This window comes from Escherichia sp. MOD1-EC7011 (genome assembly GCF_002965005.1).
Lineage (GTDB): Bacteria > Pseudomonadota > Gammaproteobacteria > Enterobacterales > Enterobacteriaceae > Escherichia > Escherichia ruysiae.
Window position 1 is genome coordinate 91,336 of record NZ_PTRD01000024.1, and the last position, 16,789, is coordinate 108,124.

Consider the following 16,789-nt stretch of genomic DNA (forward strand, 5'->3'; position numbering starts at 1 on the left):
GCCACTCAGGCCCCTTTTCTGAAACTCGCAAGAATTAGCGACGCAGACCCAGACGCTCAATGAGCTGGGTGTAACGTGCTACGTCTTTACGTTTCAGGTAGTCGAGCAGTTTACGACGCTGAGAAACCATGCGCAGCAGACCACGACGGCTGTGGTGATCTTTTTTGTGCTCTGCAAAGTGACCCTGCAGGTGGTTGATCTGTGCAGTCAGCAGTGCTACCTGAACTTCGGTAGAACCGGTGTCGTTTTCACCACGACCAAACTCAGAAACGATTTTAGCTGTTGCTTCAGTACTTAGAGACATTTTAAAACTCCAAAGTATATAGAATGAAAGGACGCCGATCTCTAATTCAGCGATCCCAGTGTACGTTACGCAAAGTGTTAAACAATTTACGCGACGTTAAGCGGCAGTATTCTACTCGTAGCGACCTGTTATCGCAAGACGGTTAACATTACGCCGGGTATTCAACCACCAGGCGACGAGGCGCGACACGGCCTTCATCGTCAATTTCGCCCATACCGATAAACTTGCCGTTCTCACCTTCTGTAACACGAACCAGTCCTTCCAGCGGCGCACCAGATGTACGAACCGGGTTACCATTTTTGAAGTAAACAGAAGATGTTAACGGAAGATTCACTACCGGGTAGTCCGAAGCTGGACTGTCCATTGGCATCAATAATGGATCAAGCAATTGTGCCGCCGGAATCTCTTGCTGTTCAGTTTGCTCAACCAGTTCACGCAGATGTTCCAGAGTCACCATCCGTTCGACTGGATATTTACTTACTGCCAGACGGCGCAGGTAAATAACATGCGCGCCACAGCCGAGTTTTTCACCCAGGTCGTCAATGATGGTGCGGATATAGGTGCCTTTTGAGCAATGAATTTCCAGTTCCAGCTCATTGCCTTCATGACGAATAAACAGCAATTCATAAACGGTAATCGGACGCGCTTCGCGTGGGACTTCAATGCCCTGACGCGCGTACTCATACAGTTTTTTGCCCTGATATTTCAGCGCCGAATACATCGAAGGGATCTGTTCGATATCGCCACGGAACGTATCCAGTGCTGCCGCCAGTTGCTCTGCACTAAAGGTTACCGGACGCTCCTCAACGATTTGTCCGTCAGCGTCGGAAGTATCGGTACGCTGCCCAAGACGCGCAATCACCCGATAGCGTTTGTCGGAGTCCAGCAGATACTGGGAAAACTTCGTCGCTTCCCCAAGGCAAATCGGTAACATGCCGGTTGCCAGCGGATCCAGCGCGCCGGTGTGTCCGGCACGGTTGGCGTTATAAATGCGTTTCACTTTTTGCAGCGCATCGTTGCTGGACATACCCTGCGGTTTATCCAGCAACAAAACGCCGTTAATGTCGCGACCGCGACGACGAGGACGACTCATTAGTCCTCCTTGCTGTCGTCCGGGTTAACACGACGTTCTTCGTCATGTTTGACCACGCTGGTCACCAGGTTTGACATACGCATCCCTTCAACCAATGAGTTGTCGTAGAAGAAGGTCAGTTCCGGCACGATACGCAGACGCATCGCTTTGCCCAGCAGGCTGCGGATGAAACCAGAGGCTTCCTGCAACGCTTTGATGCCCGCTTTTACCGCATCTTCATCTTTGTCGTTGAGGAAAGTGACATACACTTTGGCATACGCCAGGTCACGAGACATTTCGACACCGGAAACGGTGGTCATCATGCCCAGACGAGGATCTTTAATTTCGCGTTGCAGGATGAGAGCGATCTCTTTTTGCATTTCCTGCGCTACGCGCTGCGGGCGACCAAATTCTTTCGCCATAATAAATTCTCCTGACAAAAAAGGGGCCATAAGCCCCTTTTTAAAATTAATTTCAGGTGGAAGGGCTGTTCACGTAGGCCTGATAAGACGCGCCAGCGTCACATCAGGCAACGGCTGCCGGAAGTGACTCAAACGCCTTATCCGGCCTACACCCAATCAACCTTAGGCAATCGTACGCTGAATCTCGATGATTTCGAATACTTCGATCACATCGCCAGTGCGGACGTCGTTGTAGTTCTTAACGCCGATACCACATTCCATACCGTTACGGACTTCGTTAACGTCATCTTTGAAGCGGCGCAGGGACTCCAGCTCGCCTTCGTAGATAACCACGTTGTCGCGCAGAACGCGGATCGGGTTGTGACGTTTAACCACACCTTCGGTAACCATACAGCCTGCGATGGCGCCGAATTTCGGTGATTTGAACACGTCACGCACTTCTGCCAGACCGATGATCTGCTGTTTCAGTTCCGGAGACAGCATACCGCTCATCGCCGCTTTAACTTCATCGATCAGGTTATAGATGACGGAGTAGTAACGCAGATCCAGGCTTTCCGCTTCAATCACTTTACGCGCAGAGGCATCAGCACGAACGTTGAAGCCAACCAGAATCGCGTTGGATGCAGCCGCCAGGGTCGCGTCGGTTTCGGTGATACCACCTACGCCAGAACCGATGATCTTCACTTTAACTTCGTCAGTAGACAGTTTCAGCAAGGAATCGGAAATCGCTTCCACAGAACCCTGAACGTCAGCCTTCAGTACGATGTTCACTTCATGAACTTCGCCTTCGGTCATGTTGGCGAACATGTTCTCGAGTTTAGATTTCTGCTGACGCGCCAGTTTAACTTCACGGAATTTGCCCTGACGGTACAGTGCAACTTCACGAGCTTTCTTCTCGTCACGAACAACGGTAACTTCGTCACCCGCAGCCGGAACACCGGACAGGCCAAGGATTTCCACCGGAATGGACGGGCCTGCTTCCAGCACTTCCTGACCCAGTTCGTTACGCATTGCACGAACACGACCGTATTCGAAGCCACACAGAACGATGTCGCCCTTGTGCAGAGTACCTTCACGTACCAGCACAGTTGCAACCGGACCACGACCTTTATCGAGGAAGGATTCGATGACCGCACCGCTCGCCATCCCGTTACGCACGGCTTTCAGTTCCAGAACTTCAGCCTGCAGCAGGATCGCATCCAGCAGTTCGTCGATACCTGTACCTGCTTTTGCAGATACGTGTACGAACTGGCTTTCACCGCCCCACTCTTCCGGCAGAATGCCGTACTGGGACAGTTCGTTTTTAACGCGATCTGGATCGGCTTCTGGCTTATCGATTTTGTTCACAGCAACCACAACCGGCACACCCGCCGCTTTCGCGTGCTGGATTGCTTCAATGGTCTGCGGCATTACGCCGTCATCTGCAGCGACAACAAGAACTACGATATCCGTTGCCTGCGCACCACGTGCACGCATTGAAGTAAACGCGGCGTGCCCCGGGGTGTCCAGGAAGGTGATCATGCCGTTTTCAGTTTCAACGTGGTATGCACCGATGTGCTGGGTAATGCCGCCTGCTTCGCCGGAGGCCACTTTCGTTGAACGAATGTAGTCCAGCAGAGAAGTTTTACCGTGGTCAACGTGACCCATAATGGTCACGACCGGCGCGCGCGGTTCAGCCGCAGCGCCAGTATCACGGTCGCTCATTACCGCTTCTTCCAGTTCGTTTTCACGACGCAGGATAACTTTGTGGCCCATCTCTTCGGCAACCAACTGTGCGGTTTCCTGGTCGATGACCTGGTTGATGGTTGCCATTGCACCCAGTTTCATCATCGCTTTGATAACCTGAGAGCCTTTAACCGCCATCTTGTTCGCCAGTTCGCCAACGGTGATGGTTTCGCCGATCACCACGTCACGGTTAACGGCCTGAGCTGGCTTCTGGAAGCCCTGCTGCAGTGAAGAACCTTTGCGTTTTCCGCCTTTACCGCCACGTACTGCTGCGCGCGCTTCTTCGCGATCGGCCTTAGATTCAGAGTGTTTGTTGCCTTTTTTCGGACGCGCTGCTTTCGCGTTACGACCACGGCCACGACCGCCTTCGACTTCACGATCGCTTTCGTCTTCTGCCTGGCGAGCATGTTGAGAGGTTGTAACGTGATAATCGCTGGAATCTTCGGTCGGTTCCGCGCTATCAGTCCATTTGTTTTCTTCCGCCATACGACGTGCTTCTTCAGCAACGCGACGTGCTTCTTCTTCGAGTTTACGACGCGCTTCTTCTTCAGCTTTACGCTTGAGCTCTGCAGCTTCCTGCTCACGGCGGGCTTTTTCAGCCTGGGCGTTTTTAGTCATATCGTCTTGTTGATTGCTCACTTTGTCTTTTTCCGCAGCTTCACGTTTCGCTTGTTCAGCGGCTTCACGTTTAGCTTGTTCTGCGGCCTCACGTTCAGCTTTTTGTTGCGCCTCGCGTTTGGCCAATTCTTCTGCCTCACGACGGGCTTGCTCTTCCGCTTCACGCTGCGCTTGCTCTTCCGCTGCAAGGCGTTCAGCCTCTTGCGGATCGCGTTTCACAAAGGTGCGTTTCTTGCGGACTTCGATTTGTACCGATTTGCTTTTTCCACCGGTACCAGGAATGTTAAGGGTGCTACGTGTTTTACGTTGCAGCGTTAATTTGTCCGGCCCTGAATTTTTCTGATTCAGGTGGTCAATTAAAGTCTGTTTCTCTTGTGCAGTCACAGAGTCGTCAGCAGACTTCCGGATACCTGCATCAGCAAATTGCTGTACCAGGCGTTCCACGGAGGTCTGTCGCTCTGCGGCCAGCGTTTTAATCGTTACATCTGTCATGCTGTTCCTTCCTGCTACAGTTTATTACGCTTCGTCACCGAACCAGCAAATATTACGGGCAGCCATAATCAGTGCTCCGGCTTTTTCGTCGGTCAACCCTTCGATATCAGCCAGATCATCAATGCCCTGTTCGGCGAGATCTTCCAGCGTACAAACGCCACGGGCGGCCAGTTTGAATGCCAAATCACGATCCATCCCTTCAAGGTTCAGCAGATCGTCAGCCGGTTTGTTATCACCGAGGCTTTCTTCCTGGGCCTGTGCAATGGTGGCCAGTGCATTTTTAGCACGCTCGCGCAGTGCTTCAACAGTCGGCTCATCAAGGCCTTCAATTTCCAACAGCTCTTTCATCGGCACATAGGCCAGTTCTTCCAGCGTCGAGAAGCCTTCTTCTACCAGGACAGTGGCAAAGTCTTCGTCAATGTCGAGATAACGGGTGAAGGTATCGATCGCTGCGTGTGCTTCCGCCTGATGTTTAGCCTGCAGGTCGTCAACGGTCATTACGTTGAGTTCCCAACCACTCAGCTGCGAAGCCAGACGCACGTTCTGACCGTTACGGCCAATTGCTTGCGCCAGATTACCAGCTTCAACGGCGATATCCATGGTGTGTTTATCTTCATCCACCACGATAGAAGCAACGTCTGCCGGTGCCATTGCATTAATAACGAACTGCGCCGGGTTATCATCCCACAGGACGATATCGATACGCTCGCCGCCAAGCTCGGTGGAAACTGCCTGAACACGGGCACCACGCATACCGACACAAGCACCTACTGGATCGATACGTTTATCGTTGGTTTTCACCGCGATTTTCGCACGAGAGCCAGGATCGCGAGCGGCAGCTTTAATTTCAATCACTTCTTCGCCGATTTCCGGCACTTCAATGCGGAACAGTTCGATCAGCATTTCCGGTTTGGAACGGGTGACGAAAAGCTGCGCGCCACGCGCTTCCGGGCGAACGGAATAAAGCACGCCACGAACGCGGTCGCCAGGGCGGAAGTTTTCACGCGGCAGCATGTCTTCACGCAGGATGACAGCTTCAGCATTGTTACCCAGATCCAGAGAGATGTTATCGCGGTTTACTTTTTTCACCACGCCGGTGATGATTTCACCTTCGTGTTCACGGAACTGATCAACAACCATCGCGCGTTCGGCTTCACGAACTTTCTGCACGATAACCTGTTTTGCCGTCTGGGTCGTAATGCGGTCAAAGGTGACAGACTCAATCTGATCTTCAACGTAATCGCCCAGGTTCAGGCTTTCATCTTCAAAACGCGCAGCTTCAAGGGTGATTTCTTTGGTCGGCTGTGTGACTTCATCAACAATCAGCCAGCGACGGAAGGTGTCAAAATCACCACTTTTGCGATCGATCTGTACGCGAACGTCGATCTCTTGTTCATATTTTTTCTTGGTTGCTGTAGCCAACGCGCTTTCCAACGCTTCGAAAATTTTCTCGCGAGGCAGCGCCTTTTCATTGGAGACGGCTTCAACTACAGCCAAAATTTCTTTGTTCATCGCGGGGTTTTCACCTCATCCAGACTATTAAAAGTGGGGAACCAGGTTCGCCTTCTGGATATTACTCAGCGCGAACACTTCATCTTTACCTTCGACGGTAACTGTGATCATTTCACCGTCTACCGCTTTGATAACGCCCTGCCATTTACGACGGTTTTGTACCGCCATGCGGAGAACCAGAGTCACCTCTTCTCCGACGAAACGGGCGTAGTGTTCAGCCGTGAACAGTGGGCGATCGAGACCCGGTGAGGAGACTTCCAGGTTATAAGCAACGGTGATGGGATCTTCAACATCCAACACGGCACTTACCTGGTGGCTCACATCAGCACAATCATCAACATTGATGCCATCTTCACTATCAATATAGATGCGCAGTGTGGATGTGCGACCGCGAATAAACTCGATGCCAACCAGTTCAAAACCCAGGGCCTCAACTGGCGCAGTAATCATCTCTGTTAATTTTTGCTCTAATGTGGACAAGCCCACCCCCAAGACATAAAAAAAGGGCCTAAAGCCCAGTTATTCTGTAGTCAGATAACAAAAAACCCCGATAAATCGGGGCTTTATATAACTGAACCCTATAACCGCAAATGCGGTCTGGAGCACTTTCCAGAAGGATTTTTTCAAATCCCACTACGAAGGCCGAAGTCTTCACAGTATATTTGAAAAAGAACTCTAAGGGAAAGTGGTTGCGGGGGCCGGATTTGAACCGACGACCTTCGGGTTATGAGCCCGACGAGCTACCAGGCTGCTCCACCCCGCGCCTGAAACGTGGCAAATTCTACTCGTTTTGAGTAAAAAATGCAAATACTGCTGGGATTTGGTGTACCGAGACGGGACGTAAAATCTGCGGTCATTATAGTGATCCACGCCACATTTTGTCAACATTTATTGCTACTCACGTGAATGGATATCCTGTTCACTTTCATTGATTGAATAATTTCTACCTCACCTTACTTCTCTTAAGCGCATTATTTTACAAAAAACGCACTAAACTCTTCCGGTCTCCGATAAAAGATGATTAAATGAAAACTCATTTATTTTGCATAAAAATTCAGTGAGAGCGGAAATCCAGGCTCATCATCAGTTAATCAAGCAGGGTGTTATTTTATGACGACGATTCTCAAGCATCTCCCGGTAGGTCAACGTATTGGCATCGCTTTTTCTGGCGGTCTGGACACCAGTGCCGCACTGCTGTGGATGCGACAAAAGGGAGCTGTTCCTTATGCATATACTGCAAATTTGGGTCAGCCAGACGAAGAGGATTATGATGCGATCCCTCGTCGTGCCATGGAATACGGCGCGGAGAACGCTCGTCTAATCGACTGCCGCAAACAACTGGTGGCCGAAGGCATTGCTGCTATTCAGTGTGGTGCTTTCCATAACACCACTGGCGGCCTGACCTATTTCAACACCACGCCGCTGGGCCGTGCCGTGACTGGCACCATGCTAGTTGCTGCGATGAAAGAAGATGGCGTTAACATCTGGGGTGATGGCAGCACCTATAAAGGAAACGATATCGAACGTTTCTATCGTTACGGCCTGTTGACCAACGCAGAACTGCAAATTTACAAACCGTGGCTTGATACTGACTTTATTGATGAGTTAGGCGGTCGTCATGAAATGTCTGAATTTATGATTGCCTGCGGTTTCGACTACAAAATGTCGGTCGAGAAAGCCTACTCCACCGACTCCAACATGCTTGGTGCGACGCACGAAGCGAAAGATCTGGAATATCTCAATTCCAGCGTCAAAATCGTCAACCCGATTATGGGCGTGAAATTCTGGGATGAGAGTGTGAAGATCCCGGCAGAAGAAGTCACGGTACGTTTTGAACAGGGTCATCCGGTGGCGCTGAACGGCAAAACCTTTAGCGATGATGTGGAAATGATGCTGGAAGCCAACCGCATCGGCGGTCGTCACGGCCTGGGCATGAGCGACCAAATCGAAAACCGTATCATCGAAGCGAAAAGCCGTGGCATCTACGAAGCTCCGGGGATGGCGCTGCTGCATATCGCTTATGAACGTCTACTGACCGGTATTCACAATGAAGACACCATCGAGCAGTATCACGCGCATGGTCGTCAGTTAGGCCGTTTGCTGTACCAGGGACGTTGGTTCGATTCCCAGGCATTGATGCTACGTGACTCTCTGCAACGCTGGGTTGCCAGCCAGATTACAGGTGAAGTTACTCTGGAGCTGCGTCGCGGGAATGATTACTCCATCCTCAATACCGTCTCTGACAACCTGACTTACAAACCAGAACGTCTGACGATGGAAAAAGGTGACTCGGTGTTCTCGCCAGATGATCGTATTGGTCAACTGACCATGCGCAACCTGGATATCACCGATACTCGCGAGAAACTTTTCGGTTATGCCAAAACGGGTCTGCTCTCATCTTCTGCCGCTTCCGGCGTACCGCAGGTTGAGAATCTGGAAAACAAAGGCCAGTAATTCGACGTTAACCCTGCCCATCAAGGGCGGGGTTATCTGGATTTCCTCTGTAAAATCTTTGCTGACAGTCAAATAAGCAAAGATGTCATGATTTGCATTAACAATGTGTGCCAGTGAGCAGCGAAGTAGATGTCAACATTGCGGAGTTCATAGCCTTTGAAAAACTCTTTTCCTCACCGCTTATAAAAACATCACATCTCATTTTACTGGCAACGCCGTCAGAGAGTGCTTTGACACGATGTCATTCATCTTATCCACCCGAACCAGTCAATGGAAAATGATATGCCTGCTGCCCTTCGGGTCATAGGGAAGGATAAATAACTCGTCATCAAATATCTGCTCATGGGGATGAGCAGAGAAACATGCAGTAACACTGGAGTTTATCTAGTGGATAAGCCGATGCAGAACGCTGAATGAAGTACGGGAAATCACGGAGAAATGGTTATCAGAATATAACTGTGAACGCCCACATGAATCACTGAACAATATGACACCAGAGGAATATCGACAGCACCATTATTTGGTGGGGAACTAAAACGGATCTACTTACAACCCCAAACCATCCAGAACTAAGCGCAGAGATGGGATCTGGCACACCATCGCTATCATGATAAACCACTTCAGACAATCCTCAGCGCAGTCATGCTCTCGGAACAAAAAGCAGTAAGGTTAGCTATAACGTCTTCACACCGGGAGAGCAGACGAAGGTCTATGTCTTTCTTGATGATAAGATGAAGGTGGTAACGACTATTGGTGTATCGCGATATATAGAATTAATTATTTATCTTAAAATTTAGGTGTTAAAATCCTCTATCACTGTAACATATTGCTCGAATCCTCAGCACAAGCCATTCAAATCCCGCCACAACAAACATACGCCCTTTAAGTGCTTATTGATCGTTTTCATCTATGTCTGTAATCGTTATGATTAGAAAACTTGCTCCAGTGTCGTTTTTGAGAGCTGTCGTGTAATTAGCCGCAACCGCAATAGTCCCCAAAGGTTATTACGCGAAAAACTTATTGAATTATAAAGAATGATGGAGAGACAACTATGTCATTACTTGAATATATCAGTGATGAAGATCTTTTTAACGAAGTTGAAACCTTATTAACGAAAGCTAAAAAGAAAAAAGACGCCGCTGAGAAGACTTTTACCAGCAATGTGATTGACCCTTTTGGTGCACTTTTTGAAGCTCCGGGGTTCTCATCCCATGAAGAGTGGCGAAACTCCGAACTTGCACGACAACAGCAGAAAACCATTCAAAATCATGTTGGTACGTTTCACCAAAAAATTCTCGGCCATGTTGAAGGATGGCGGGATATGGGGATTGGTGGCATCGTTGATCTTCTCAACGAAGAAAGAAGAATCATCGCTGAGGTGAAAAATAAATACTCAACGGTTACTGGCGGGGATTTAGCAGATAAATATAAAGGCTTAGATGAGTTGGTATCACCAAAACATAGCCGATTTAAGGATTACTGTGCGTACTTTGTTAATATAATCCCTCGTAAACCTATCAGATATAACAGCCCCTTTACCCCTTCCAATAAAGGTAGTGGTACTCTGTGTCCTTCGAACCCTAACATTCGAATCATTGATGGTGCGAGTTTCTATGAGCTTGTCACTGGCAGACCAGATGCTCTGCAAGAACTCCATAGTGCTCTTCCTCACGCAATTGAGTATATTTTGAGCGAACGTCTTGGGCAGCAAGGTTTTTCCATCCCTGATAAAGATAGTTTTATTAAGTATTTTGGGCTCGCTTACGGCTGATAACCATGATCAACGTTTGACAAGGCACATGTAAACCCATACAGTAGTAACCATGACTAATGTTGGCATGGTTACTAAATATGTTAAAGGAAGAGTTTTCACTTTCAGAAGTTGCAGACATTTTGGGCGTTTCAAAAGAAACTTTAAGGCGTTGGGATACTGCTGGAAAATTAGTTTCTCAAAGAAATGACGAAAACAACTATCGATTTTATAAAAAAGAGCAACTTAAAAATTTTGAACAAGCTCAGTTTTTATTTAAAAGCCAGTGGCCTGATGAGACTAAAATAAGCAATAATATTTATACTGTATTAGAGTTATTTGCTGGCGCAGGGGGGATGGCTTTAGGTTTAGAAAAAGCCGGTTTAAAATCTGTTTTACTAAATGAAATTGACTCCCATGCTTGTAAGACGTTACGAAAAAATAGGCCTGAATGGAATGTGGTTGAAGGTGATGTGAGCCAAGTAGACTTCACCCCTTATAGGAATACCGTTGATGTGCTGGCTGGTGGCTTTCCTTGCCAGGCATTCTCTTATGCAGGCAAAAAACTTGGTTTTGAAGATACACGGGGCACCCTTTTCTTTGAATTCGCCCGAGCCGCTAAAGAAATCAATCCGAAAGTTCTTTTAGCAGAGAATGTTCGAGGGTTGCTAAATCATGATGATGGACGAACTTTAGAAACAATAAAAAATATTATCACAGACTTGGGCTACACTTTATTTGAGCCAAGAGTGCTTAAGGCTATTTTCTACAAAGTGCCGCAAAAACGCGAGCGTTTGATCATTGTAGCTGTAAGAAATGATCTTGCTGATGGCATCGATTATGAGTGGCCTTCTTCTTACAATAAAATATTAACCCTTAAAGATGCATTAAAAAAGGGAGAGCTGTACGATAGCGACGTGCCAGAATCTGAAGGACAAAAATATCCCAAAAGAAAAGCAGAGATCCTAAGTATGGTTCCTCCCGGTGGCTACTGGAGAGATCTTCCTGAAGATATTCAAAAAGAATACATGCTCAAGAGTTTTTACTTAGGTGGGGGCAAAACTGGTATGGCTCGTCGCTTGTCATGGGATGAACCAAGCCTAACATTAACATGCGCCCCAGCACAGAAACAAACAGAGCGTTGCCACCCAGAAGAAACAAGACCATTAACTGTGCGTGAGTATGCAAGAATACAGACCTTCCCCGATGAATGGGTATTTGAAGGCCCAATGTCAGCGAAATATAAGCAAATAGGAAACGCTGTTCCTGTTAATCTGTCATTTGCTGTTGGCAAATCTGTGGTACATCTTTTAGATAAGATAAATAAAAGATAGACCCTGTAAATAATTCTGTGTAATTGCTGCCATATTAAAGGTGATCGCTCAGGCGGTCACCGAACTCGATAATAAAGCGACTCATCGCCAGCCGCCAGCTCTGGATTGGCATATTCCATTTTTTTGATGCATCCTTGATCGCCAGAGAAATGACCTTCCGCAGCGAGTCGTCAGTCGGGAACACTTTACGCTTCTTAATGGCCGCACGGATCACGCTGTTCAGCGATTCGATAGCGTTCGTGGTGTAGATGGCCTTGCGGATATCGGGCGAATAGCCGAAGAACGTGTTGAGATTTTCCCAGTGCGCACGCCAGCTTTTGCTGATTTGCGGGTATTTATCGTCCCAGACATCCGAGAACTGCTCCAGTGCCACTAGCGCCGCCTCTTCTGTTGGCGCCTGATACACCGTTTTTAACCCGCCGGTGACGGCTTTGTAGTCCTTCCACGATACGTATTTCAGGCTGTTGCGCACCATATGAATGATGCACAACTGGATGTGCGTCTGCGGATACACGCTGTTTATCGCATCCGGGAAGCCTTTCAGACCGTCCACGCAGGCAATAAGGATATCCTGAAGCCCCCGATTCTTAAGCTCTGTCAGCATACCCAGCCAGAACTTCGCCCCTTCGTTCTCGGCCAGCCACATGCCCAGCAACTCTTTCTGAACTTCAGTATTAATACCGAGTGCAAGGAACACCGCTTTGTTAATTACGGTGCCACCTTGACGAACTTTCACCACGATATAGTCAAGGTAAACAATGGGATACAGTGCATCCAGAGGTCGATTTTGCCATTCTGCAACCTGCTCTTTGACCGCATCAGTGACTTTACATATCAGCGTGGGTGACACATCTGCGTCGTACATCTCTTTGAAGGTGGCGACAATTTCGCGGGTAGTCATATCTTTGGCGTAGAGGGATAAAATCTGGCTGTCCATCTGCGTAATGCGCGTCTGGTGCTTCTTAATCAACTGCGGTTCGAAGGTGTTTTCACGGTCACGCGACGTGTTCAGTTCGATCTCGCCGTCATCGCATAACACCGTTTTGACGAGTAGCCATTGCGGGTGTTTGAGCCTGTTTTGGGCACATTTTTCTCATACCCGAGGTGGTCAGTCAGCTCCGCATTGAGCGCCGTTTCGACGGTACGCTTCGTCAACATGCGGGAAAAAGCATTGAGATCTGCTTCGGTTTTAAGGCCTTTAGCCAGTTCAGCCACAAGGGCTTTGAGTTTCTTTTCGTCCATAATTGCCTGTCTCCGTTACTGGAGTGAACATATCAAAATCAGGCAATTACACAATTTTAATCACAGTCTCTACAGGGTAGGTTTCATGGCCTACCCTTTTATTCTTACTCTATGTTGGATGCGTTAGATTTATTCCAGAATAATTATTATGATAAAAATGAAGTGTTTTCCTCCTCTTTATATTATTTTTACCAAATAATTTTTAACAAAAGCTCTGAAGTCTTCTTCATTTAAATTCTTAGATGATACTTCATCTGGAAAATTTTCCCAATTAGTAGCATCACGCTGTGAGTAAGTTCTAAACCATTTTTTTATTGTTGTATTATCTCTAATCTTACTACTCGATGAGTTTTCGGTATTATCTCTATTTTTAACTTGGAGCAGGTTCCATTCATTGTTTTTTTCATCATAGTGAATAAAATCAACTGCTTTAACACTTGTGCCTGAACACCATATCCATCCAGAAGGTTCTAGTTTTTCAGCAAGATACCTTTCAAGCAAATCACCTACAATATTCTCAGCAGCCATCGACAATCTATGTTCTTCTTTTATTCTCTCAAGATTTTCAGGCTGTATATTAAAACTTATATTAAGAACTATGCTAACCACCTCATCAGGAACCGTTGTAGGTGGCGTGGGTTTTCTTGGCAATCGACTCTCATGAAAACTACGAGCTAAATATTCAATATGTTCCTCTTGACCAACTTTATTCTGCATTTTTTTTGAACGAGGTTTAGAGCAAGCTTCAGGAAACTGAGACAGGAATTTTATTAAAAATTTAAATTTTGAAGAAAGTTCAGGGTTAATAGCATCCATTTTTTGCTTTGCAAGTTCCTCAGCATTCTTAACAAAAGACGTCTCTTTTGACATTGTATTCTCCCGACATCCATTAAGTGTTTGGATGTAGTATAATTTTCTGACTTTGAAAGTTACAGCAAAAGTTTTACTCTCTCACAACTTATGTCGTGGTTTATTGAATTTGGCCACCTGAACAGAAGTGATAAGCCCACCTCATAACAACACAGGTGCACCAATGAAAAGAAGAAGTTTTAGTCCAGAATCCAAACGCGAATCCACTCAACTGGTTGTTGACCAGAACTACACAGTGGCAGATACATTCAAAGCTATGGATGTCGGCCTTTCCACGATTACAAGGTGGGTCAAACAACTGCGTAATGAGTGTCAGGGCAAAACACCCAAAGCCTCCCCCGATAACTCCGGAACATTATCAGGATAACTGTGTACCTTTGCAGGGGCATGGCTGAAATGCTGGCAGAGCCTGCATATCGTTTACAGATACACACCACCATAGACTTGTTTACGCCGCCATTCAGATCTCAAAATCAGATACAGGAAGACAGCACATCGGGCTTGAATGCTTAGTTAATCTGCTTTGGAAGGATTTATAGACGTGGTATCGTCATCAGCTTCGAGTTTTTAATACCTGTTCGAGCAGTACAACTAGAGGCCGTTACAGTTAAGATCTCCCATTACCATCATCAACCATAGCGGCAGTCCAAGGTAATAGATTACGGGAAAAGATTAGTAGCAATAGACAGGGTTTTCACCATAACTCGTTGAAAAACAAGCTATTGCATACTTTTGGTGCCGAAGGCCGGACTCGAACCGGCACGTATTTCTACGGTTGATTTTGAATCAACTGCGTCTACCGATTTCGCCACTTCGGCACTGAAGAGGTATGCGGAAAACGTTGTGGATTATACCTGTCATGCGCCGCCATGCAAGCGTCAGCTTGCACCCACATCGCTAAGTGCTGAAAATTTCAGCATTGTCTTCAGCGATGTGTAACCTCTGTCACACTCCAGACACCACGCCCAGCCATGCTCTACACTTTCCAGACAACACATGAGAAGGACAAAAGCATGTGGGCTATGCCGCAAAAGAGGCAGCCGGGAACTGGAACTTTATGAGTACGAGCCCGGTGAACTGACGCCGCAAGATGTCGAGCGTCTCAGGCTCGACAACCGGTACGCCGTATGAACTGCGTAAGCTGATGCGCTTCGCTGCCCGCAGCAAAGTCGCACCAACAACCGAACGGTTCCCGATGTCGAAAATTAACGATGCCATCCAGCATGTACGTGACGGTAAGGCGCGCTACCGCGTGGTTCTGAAAGCTGTCTTCTGATCCCTTTACCAGGTCGATTCTGCCCGGCCTTTAAGACATCTCGCAATCGGCTGAATTTAGTGGTGAAAACTTTTCAACCGTGCCTATACTCCAGGCAGGGAACTGGAGGAAATCTCATGAGCGAACCACTTTTAATTGCACGCACGCCTGACACGGAACTGTTTTTATTACCCGCTATGGCTAACCGTCACGGGCTGATTACTGGCGCAACGGGGACGGGTAAAACTGTCACGCTGCAAAAACTAGCGGAATCACTGTCAGAAATCGGTGTACCTGTGTTTATGGCCGATGTGAAAGGCGATTTGACCGGGGTTGCACAGGAAGGTACGACCTCGGAAAAACTGCTCGCTCGGTTAAAAAGTATCGGTGTCAACGACTGGCAACCGCATTCGAATCCAGCGGTGGTGTGGGATATTTTTGGTGAGAAAGGCCATCCAGTAAGGGCAACGGTCTCCGATCTGGGGCCGCTGTTGCTTGCACGACTGTTAAATCTTAACGACGTGCAAACTGGCGTGCTGGATATCATCTTCCGCATTGCTGACGATCAGGGACTGTTGTTGCTCGACTTTAAAGATCTTCGGGCCATTACCCAGTACATCGGAGATAACGCCAAATCATTCCAGAATCAGTATGGCAATATCAGTAACGCATCTGTTGGTGCAATCCAACGCGGATTACTGTCGCTGGAGCAGCAAGGAGCGACGCATTTCTTTGGTGAGCCAATGCTGGATATCAAAGACTGGATGCGTACCGATGCTAACGGCAAAGGCGTTATCAATATCCTTAGCGCCGAAAAGCTCTACCAGATGCCAAAACTGTACGCTGCCAGTCTGCTGTGGATGCTTTCTGAGCTGTATGAGCAACTGCCGGAAGCGGGGGATCTGGATAAACCGAAACTCGTCTTTTTCTTCGATGAGGCGCATCTGCTATTTAACGATGCACCGCAAGTGCTGCTGGATAAAATTGAGCAGGTCATACGGCTTATCCGCTCGAAAGGCGTGGGCGTCTGGTTTGTCTCGCAAAACCCTTCGGATATACCCGACAACGTACTCGGGCAGTTGGGGAATCGCGTTCAACACGCTCTGCGCGCCTTTACGCCGAAAGACCAGAAAGCGGTGAAGACGGCAGCGCAAACCATGCGACCCAATCCAGCGTTTGATACAGAAAAGGCGATCCAGGAGCTGGGAACCGGCGAAGCGTTGGTCTCATTTCTTGATGCGAAAGGTAGTCCTTCTGTGGTGGAGCGTGCAATGGTGATTGCACCTTGTTCACGGATGGGACCGGTGACAGAAGATGAGCGTAACGGCCTGATTAATCACTCCCCGGTGTATGGCAAGTATGAAGATGACGTGGATCGGGAATCTGCCTATGAGATGCTGCAAAAAGGTGTGCAAACCAGTACCGAACAGCAAAATAATCCACCAGCCAAAGGAAAAGAGATGGCTGTGGATGACGGTATTCTCGGTGGGTTAAAGGACATTTTGTTTGGCACTACCGGACCGCGTGGCGGAAAGAAAGATGGCGTAGTACAGACTATGGCGAAAAGTGCCGCCCGCCAGGTCACGAACCAGATTATACGCGGTGTGCTGGGGAGCTTGCTTGGGGGGAGAAAAAGGTAAGTCTGGTGCGATTTGTCTTTGCCTGATGCGACGCTATCGCGTCTTATCAGGCCTACGCCACTGCAATATATTGAATTTGCATGATTTTGTAGGCCGAAC

The 16,789-nt window shown here is 47.9% G+C and carries 11 protein-coding genes, 2 tRNA genes and 5 pseudogenes; 8 read left to right on the top strand and 10 right to left on the bottom strand.

Translation table 11 applies throughout. From position 1 onward, the window contains the following. Positions 1–34 precede the first annotated feature (34 nt). The 7 genes from rpsO to A7098_RS11920 form a co-directional block, all read right to left on the bottom strand. Positions 35–304 carry a 30S ribosomal protein S15 gene (gene rpsO, locus A7098_RS11890; protein WP_000059470.1) on the bottom strand — a complete coding sequence of 90 codons (270 nt, stop codon included), beginning with the start codon at positions 302–304 and terminating at the stop codon, positions 35–37. A 148-nt stretch (positions 305–452) separates the two neighbouring features. After that, positions 453–1,397 (bottom strand): tRNA pseudouridine(55) synthase TruB, encoded by a 945-nt coding sequence (truB, locus tag A7098_RS11895; RefSeq protein WP_105280848.1) that lies wholly within the window; start codon positions 1,395–1,397, stop codon positions 453–455. Then, positions 1,397–1,798: a 30S ribosome-binding factor RbfA gene (rbfA, locus tag A7098_RS11900; RefSeq protein ID WP_001040205.1), complete on the bottom strand. Its 402-nt coding sequence runs from the start codon at positions 1,796–1,798 to the stop codon at positions 1,397–1,399. The genes truB and rbfA overlap by 1 nt, the downstream gene beginning before the upstream one ends. Positions 1,799–1,960: 162 nt before the next feature. Then, entirely contained in the window at positions 1,961–4,633 is a 2,673-nt protein-coding gene (gene infB, locus A7098_RS11905; protein ID WP_000133059.1) for a translation initiation factor IF-2, read from the bottom strand. A 24-nt stretch (positions 4,634–4,657) separates the two neighbouring features. Continuing rightward, positions 4,658–6,145 carry a transcription termination factor NusA gene (gene nusA / locus A7098_RS11910; RefSeq protein WP_001031044.1) on the bottom strand — a complete coding sequence of 496 codons (1,488 nt, stop codon included), beginning with the start codon at positions 6,143–6,145 and terminating at the stop codon, positions 4,658–4,660. Between the two features lie 27 nt (positions 6,146–6,172). Further along, positions 6,173–6,625 (bottom strand): ribosome maturation factor RimP, encoded by a 453-nt coding sequence (gene rimP, locus A7098_RS11915; RefSeq protein WP_001300397.1) that lies wholly within the window; start codon positions 6,623–6,625, stop codon positions 6,173–6,175. Positions 6,626–6,831: 206 nt separating this feature from the next. Beyond that, positions 6,832–6,908 (bottom strand) — tRNA-Met (locus A7098_RS11920). 347 nt (positions 6,909–7,255) lie between these two features. Here A7098_RS11920 and argG point away from each other — a divergent pair. The 5 genes and pseudogenes from argG (at position 7,256) to dcm (ending at position 11,683) form a co-directional block, all read left to right on the top strand. Continuing rightward, positions 7,256–8,599 (top strand): argininosuccinate synthase, encoded by a 1,344-nt coding sequence (gene argG, locus A7098_RS11925; RefSeq protein WP_000207675.1) that lies wholly within the window; start codon positions 7,256–7,258, stop codon positions 8,597–8,599. 403 nt (positions 8,600–9,002) lie between these two features. Beyond that, a pseudogene (locus A7098_RS11930) lies at positions 9,003–9,107 on the top strand (integrase core domain-containing protein); the annotation flags it as partial. Continuing rightward, positions 9,097–9,354: pseudogene (locus A7098_RS24230) on the top strand (integrase); the annotation flags it as partial. The pseudogenes A7098_RS11930 and A7098_RS24230, both read left to right, overlap by 11 nt. Before the next feature lie 296 nt (positions 9,355–9,650). Then, a complete protein-coding gene (locus A7098_RS11940) occupies positions 9,651–10,370 on the top strand; it encodes an Eco47II family restriction endonuclease (RefSeq protein ID WP_000054478.1) in 720 nt (239 codons plus the stop codon). Between the two features lie 80 nt (positions 10,371–10,450). Then, on the top strand, positions 10,451–11,683 hold the full coding sequence (gene dcm, locus A7098_RS11945; protein WP_105280915.1) for a DNA (cytosine-5-)-methyltransferase: 1,233 nt from the start codon (positions 10,451–10,453) through the stop codon (positions 11,681–11,683). A gap of 34 nt (positions 11,684–11,717) precedes the next feature. Here dcm and A7098_RS11950 read toward each other — a convergent pair. Further along, positions 11,718–12,925, bottom strand: a pseudogene (locus A7098_RS11950) (IS256 family transposase). A gap of 177 nt (positions 12,926–13,102) precedes the next feature. Next, positions 13,103–13,795, bottom strand: coding sequence for a SinI family restriction endonuclease (locus tag A7098_RS11955; protein WP_000032527.1), 693 nt, complete (start codon positions 13,793–13,795; stop codon positions 13,103–13,105). A gap of 163 nt (positions 13,796–13,958) precedes the next feature. Here A7098_RS11955 and A7098_RS11960 point away from each other — a divergent pair. Next, positions 13,959–14,135 (top strand): annotated as a pseudogene (locus A7098_RS11960) (transposase); the annotation flags it as partial. A 393-nt stretch (positions 14,136–14,528) separates the two neighbouring features. Here the strand turns inward: A7098_RS11960 and A7098_RS11965 are convergent. After that, positions 14,529–14,613 (bottom strand) — tRNA-Leu (locus tag A7098_RS11965). 278 nt (positions 14,614–14,891) lie between these two features. On the opposite strand from A7098_RS11965, the pseudogene A7098_RS11970 reads away from it, so the two are divergent. After that, a pseudogene (locus A7098_RS11970) lies at positions 14,892–15,071 on the top strand (alcohol dehydrogenase); the annotation flags it as partial. A gap of 116 nt (positions 15,072–15,187) precedes the next feature. Continuing rightward, the gene (locus A7098_RS11975) at positions 15,188–16,690 is read left to right on the top strand and encodes a helicase HerA-like C-terminal domain-containing protein (RefSeq protein WP_105280849.1); all 1,503 of its coding nucleotides are present in this window, start codon (positions 15,188–15,190) and stop codon (positions 16,688–16,690) included. The last annotated feature ends 99 nt before the right edge of the window (positions 16,691–16,789 follow it).

Bases quoted from the DNA above. Each gene is read 5' to 3' on its own strand.
- infB (WP_000133059.1), bottom strand. From the start codon at position 4,633: ATGACAGATGTAACGATTAAAACGCTGGCCGCAGAGCGACAGACCTCC.
- A7098_RS11940 (WP_000054478.1), top strand. From the start codon at position 9,651: ATGTCATTACTTGAATATATCAGTGATGAAGATCTTTTTAACGAAGTT.
- argG (WP_000207675.1), top strand. From the start codon at position 7,256: ATGACGACGATTCTCAAGCATCTCCCGGTAGGTCAACGTATTGGCATC.
- rbfA (WP_001040205.1), bottom strand. From the start codon at position 1,798: ATGGCGAAAGAATTTGGTCGCCCGCAGCGCGTAGCGCAGGAAATGCAA.
- A7098_RS11975 (WP_105280849.1), top strand. From the start codon at position 15,188: ATGAGCGAACCACTTTTAATTGCACGCACGCCTGACACGGAACTGTTT.
- truB (WP_105280848.1), bottom strand. From the start codon at position 1,397: ATGAGTCGTCCTCGTCGTCGCGGTCGCGACATTAACGGCGTTTTGTTG.
- dcm (WP_105280915.1), top strand. From the start codon at position 10,451: ATGTTAAAGGAAGAGTTTTCACTTTCAGAAGTTGCAGACATTTTGGGC.
- nusA (WP_001031044.1), bottom strand. From the start codon at position 6,145: ATGAACAAAGAAATTTTGGCTGTAGTTGAAGCCGTCTCCAATGAAAAG.
- A7098_RS11955 (WP_000032527.1), bottom strand. From the start codon at position 13,795: ATGTCAAAAGAGACGTCTTTTGTTAAGAATGCTGAGGAACTTGCAAAG.
- rpsO (WP_000059470.1), bottom strand. From the start codon at position 304: ATGTCTCTAAGTACTGAAGCAACAGCTAAAATCGTTTCTGAGTTTGGT.